Consider the following 4,628-nt stretch of genomic DNA (forward strand, 5'->3'; position numbering starts at 1 on the left):
CCTTTCATATAGGTTTGGTTCACTTAATATGATACCTGATGTCACGCCGAATGGCGTTTTTTTATTTACCACCAACTGGGTGGCTAACTTCATTCTATAATCCACCAATTCTTTAAAATTCTAAAGTTGGTGCACGATTACATAAAAATCAGCAGACCGTGCACCAAAAGTGGAATTCTGGTTGATATTACAATGATTCCAGCGTCTTAATTATTTGATCGTCAGTTTTAAACTCGTTAATAATATGTATATCCATAATCGCCTACTATTTGATGATTTTTTAATGAGTAATTTGTAAGTAATGTAAAGCATTTCAGGAATTGCTTTACATTTGTCTTAATGGAATACAAGCCACTAAATAATTAAAATTGATCATTTCAAGAGTAGTTAGGTGGATACGTTTAATCATCAGATTTTTCAATTCAATGAGACCGTTAGAGTCAGTTGTACTAAGACAATTCATTAGGTTGCTATTAATTGTTAATTAATAAAATAGAGTGACAACTTACTATTAATTAGTATAATGGTAGTAAAAATTCAAGGAGGACTATGAATATGCAAAAAGTCCAAAATATTGTTATTGGTTTTGGTAAGGGTGGAAAGACCCTTGCAAAGTTTTTAGCACAACGCGGTGAAGAAGTACTTGTTGTTGAAAGGTCTCCTCAGATGTACGGTGGAACATGCATTAATATTGCTTGTTTACCATCAAAGCGGTTAATTACCGAAGCCGCTAGGGGGACAGATTTTGCAGCTGCTATTCAAGGCAAAATTCAGATGGTGAACCAATTACGTGATAAGAACTATCATATGTTAGCTGATGAAAAAACGGTAACGGTCTTAGATGGAATCGCTCATTTTACAGGAAATCACACAATTGCGGTAAAAACAGCTAGTGGCCTTAAAGAGTTCGAAGGTGAACGAATTTTCATCAATACTGGTGCAACGCCAAATATTCCAACAATACCGGGACTAAAAGATAGTCAGAACCTGTTAACCTCAACAACAGCAATGGAACTGCCCAAATTACCAAAGAAACTGGTCATTGTTGGAGCCGGTTATATCGGTTTAGAATTTGCAGCGATGTTTGCCAGTTTCGGTGCTCATGTCACCATGTTAGATCATCATGCAACTTTCCTTGCGCGAGAAGATGACGATGTTGCGACAATGGTAGCTGAAAATTTGCAAAAGCTTGGCGTTGAAATCAAGATGGATGTTGCCCTTAAAAAGGTGCAGGATCAAGATCAACAAACAATTTTGACGTATGAAGAGAATAACCATGAACAAACCATCACCGCTGATAAAGTTCTTGTACCGGCTGGTCGTCATCCGGTTACAGAAAAACTTGGACTGGAGAACACTGACATTCAATTGGCAAGCGACGGAGCAATCAAGGTAGATTCACACTTACATACTACTGTACCGAATGTTTGGGCAATTGGTGATGTGAAAGGCGGACCACAGTTTACATACATTTCATTAGATGATTTCCGTATAATTAAAAGCGAACTATACGGCGATGGGACACGCCAAACCACTAATCGGGGAGTTGTTCCAACTAGTGTGTTCATTGAACCACCGCTTTCTCAAGTCGGCTTAACTGAAAAGCAAGCTCAAGTGGCTGGAAAGCATTATGAACTGTTCAAAATGCCAGTAGCAGCCATTCCGAAGGCAAAAGTCCTAAAAGACAAGCGGGGAATGTTGAAGATGTTGGTTGATCGAGATACGAAGACGATCATTGGGGCGACGATTTATGCTCCTGAATCTCACGAAATCATTAATATGGTCGCCTTGGCAATGCGTGCTCAGTTACCATATATGATGCTGCGAGATCAAATTTATACTCATCCTACGATTTCTGAAGCTTTCAATGATTTATTGAAGAATCCGGTAAATTAATGTCTTTAGTTATTTATAATTACTAGGGAATCGCATAAAGCAGAATCTAAGAAAGATTCACAATAATAGGTGAAAAACATAAAAAATGAGGTGCTAACGCTTTGGTAAAACCAACGTTAGCACCTCATTTTAATCAGAGATTTTAAAGGGTAGTTTTGTTATATTCTTTTACTTTAAATTGACCATTTGAAATTACGAGTTGCATCATTGCGCCATTGTCGAGATTACCATAAGTTTTATGTCCATCTACAAAGCTTGCAATATATTGAATGATAGATCCGTGGCTGGCAACAACAACATTTTTGCCATCTGGCAAACTTTTTAGGAAATCTAATGCTTTTTGAACTCGATGATTAAGCTGTTCACTACCTTCTGCAAGATGTGCAGGATCAGCTTCTCGTAGCAAATTATGTGACTTTTCGACACCAAATTCATTTACTAATTCACCAATTCTACGGAATCTTTTTCCTGCTAAGTGACTTCCCCAAATGGCTCCTTCTTCGTTACTATGGCCTTCAAATGAGCCGTAAAAAACTTCTCTAAAAAGTTCCTTTTGGACAGGTACTGTAATATCAGTCTTATGATTCTGTGCAATTAGTATCTTGGCAGTGTCAATAGCTCGTTTTAAATCGCTAGAGAAGAGGTAATCAATTTTTAATGAAGATAGAACCTTACCTATATGTTCCGCATCTGCTTTACCTTTTTCAGTTAGTGGGGTATCTGACCAGCCCTGAAGTCGAGCAAAACAATTGAAGTAAGTTTCACCATGACGAATAAAGTAAACATTGGTAGACATAAAACTTATTCCTCCATCTTAAGCAAATACAACGGCCTTTTTAGTTAATGATGGGGTGCCAAGCCAAGAAATCATTTCCTTCATTGAATCAGTTATAGCTTCGGTACCAGGGAGAAGTAGTTTACGAGGATCATATCCTTTATGCATTTGATCTAAATCTTTTTGAGCTTCAATATATTCACGAGTTGCCTTTTGGAATGCCAATTGGAATTCGGTATTGATATTAACTTTGCTGATACCCAGTGAGATAGCTTTTTGTACCTGATCCTTTGGAATACCAGATCCACCGTGCAATACTAGTGGGATTGAAATCGCATGAGCAATTTCATTAAGTCGATCAAAGTTTAATCCTTGCCAGTTTTTTGGATAAATCCCGTGAATATTACCAATTCCACAAGCTAATTTATCAACGCCAAGGTTAGCAAATCGAATAGCATCATCAACAGATGCTAATTCACCACTAGCAGAGTCTTGATTCTCACCAATTTTTCCTATTTCTGCTTCAACAGAAATGCCGCGTTCATGTGCTAGAGCGACGATTTCAGCAGTTTTTTCATAATTTTCTTGAATTGGTAATTTATGACCGTCAAACATTACTGATGGGTAACCTAAATTAATACATTCCAGTGCTGCATCAAAATCACCGTGGTCCAAGTGAAGAATGACAGGAACATTAATTCCCATAGAATCCATTTGATCCATTACCATATCTTTTACAAATTTATAACCACCCATATAACGTGATGCACCCATTGATACTTGTACTAAAACAGGGGTTTGGGTTTCTTGAGCAGCTCTTAAAATAGCACGAGTCCATTCCAGGTTGTTAATATTATAAGCACCAACTGCATAGTGATTCTTGCGAGCATCTTTAAAAATATCATTACCGTTTACTAATTTAGCCATAGTTAATAACCTCCAATTTAATTTTGTAGTGCTAAAGCATAATTATTTTGGTAGTTTGCCATTTGGACAAATTTTTCAGGGTCGAGACTTGCTCGACCAATTAAAACGCCATCGACATCTGGTTGATCCATTACTTGAGCAATATTTTCTGGATTAACACTACCACCATATAAAATTCGAATTCTGTTTGCTACATCATTTCCGTAGAATAACCTGATTTGTTGACGAAGAAGTTGACATCCTCGTTCAGCCAATTGCAGATTCATTTCGTGTCCTTCACCGATTGAGCTAGTTGGTTCAAAGGAAAGGATGACCTTCTGCAATTGCTCTATTGAAAGACCTTGTAGTACATTATGAAGTTGTCTTAATATGTAGTATCTTTTATTGTTTATTACAATGGATTCTTCATCCTCATTAGTACAAACAATAGGAGTTACTCCAATATTAGCGGCAGCCAGGACTTTCTGATTAACAATTTGATTTGATTCATGAAAGAAGCGTCGTCGTTCAGAATGCCCCAGCATTACGTAATTAATTCCCATATCTTTCAAATCTTTGACACTAATTTCACCGGTATAAGCTCCATCATATTTAGTAGCGGCATTTTGGCTAATGATTTGTAAATTAGTGTGCTGTGTAATTTCAATCATTGGATAAGTGGCGAAAGATTGAGGAGCGATACCAATATCAACATGATCACCATTAGGAAGTCGATCGAGAACTTTATGTAGGAATGCAACCGACTGTTCTACGTTTTTGTGCATCTTCCAGTTAGCTACTATAAAAGGTTTTCGCATTTGTCAGCCTCACTTTACTCTATATTATTAATTTTTGAAATTATATTAAGGCATTTAAATTGGTATAGTTCAAAATGGATTGTGTTTAATGATTATTGCCTTAACAATTTGTATTATTATACTTTTACTCTATTAAGTCAAATTTTTTATAATTTATTTTAAATTAATTTGATATTGCTTTAATGGTAATGATGATTAGCAAATTAAATATATATTAATGGAATGTCATAAAA

General features: G+C 36.3%; 4 protein-coding genes. 1 reads left to right on the forward strand and 3 read right to left on the reverse strand.

Annotated elements, in window-relative coordinates; genetic code table 11:
* The first annotated feature begins 555 nt into the window (after positions 1 to 555).
* Positions 556 to 1,896 carry an FAD-dependent oxidoreductase gene (locus H5975_RS07305; protein WP_204785491.1) on the forward strand — a complete coding sequence of 447 codons (1,341 nt, stop codon included), beginning with the start codon at positions 556 to 558 and terminating at the stop codon, positions 1,894 to 1,896.
* 142 nt (positions 1,897 to 2,038) lie between these two features.
* On the opposite strand, the gene H5975_RS07310 is transcribed toward H5975_RS07305, so the two are convergent.
* From H5975_RS07310 to tpiA, 3 genes are read right to left on the reverse strand one after another with little or no spacing between them, the layout of a single operon-like run.
* On the reverse strand, positions 2,039 to 2,692 hold the full coding sequence (locus H5975_RS07310; RefSeq protein ID WP_204785492.1) for a histidine phosphatase family protein: 654 nt from the start codon (positions 2,690 to 2,692) through the stop codon (positions 2,039 to 2,041).
* Between the two features lie 18 nt (positions 2,693 to 2,710).
* Entirely contained in the window at positions 2,711 to 3,598 is an 888-nt protein-coding gene (fba, locus tag H5975_RS07315) for a class II fructose-1,6-bisphosphate aldolase (protein ID WP_204785493.1), read from the reverse strand.
* A 17-nt stretch (positions 3,599 to 3,615) separates the two neighbouring features.
* The gene (gene tpiA / locus H5975_RS07320; protein WP_204785494.1) at positions 3,616 to 4,395 is read right to left on the reverse strand and encodes a triose-phosphate isomerase; all 780 of its coding nucleotides are present in this window, start codon (positions 4,393 to 4,395) and stop codon (positions 3,616 to 3,618) included.
* Positions 4,396 to 4,628: the final 233 nt, after the last annotated feature.

The sequence above is a fragment of the Limosilactobacillus coleohominis genome, assembly GCF_016901675.1.
GTDB lineage: Bacteria > Bacillota > Bacilli > Lactobacillales > Lactobacillaceae > Limosilactobacillus > Limosilactobacillus intestinavium.

What these genes read in the sequence shown, in the direction of transcription:
- H5975_RS07310 (WP_204785492.1), bottom strand. Translation starts at nt 2,692, where the DNA reads ATGTCTACCAATGTTTACTTTATTCGTCATGGTGAAACTTACTTCAAT.
- tpiA (WP_204785494.1), bottom strand. Translation starts at nt 4,395, where the DNA reads ATGCGAAAACCTTTTATAGTAGCTAACTGGAAGATGCACAAAAACGTA.
- fba (WP_204785493.1), bottom strand. Translation starts at nt 3,598, where the DNA reads ATGGCTAAATTAGTAAACGGTAATGATATTTTTAAAGATGCTCGCAAG.
- H5975_RS07305 (WP_204785491.1), top strand. Translation starts at nt 556, where the DNA reads ATGCAAAAAGTCCAAAATATTGTTATTGGTTTTGGTAAGGGTGGAAAG.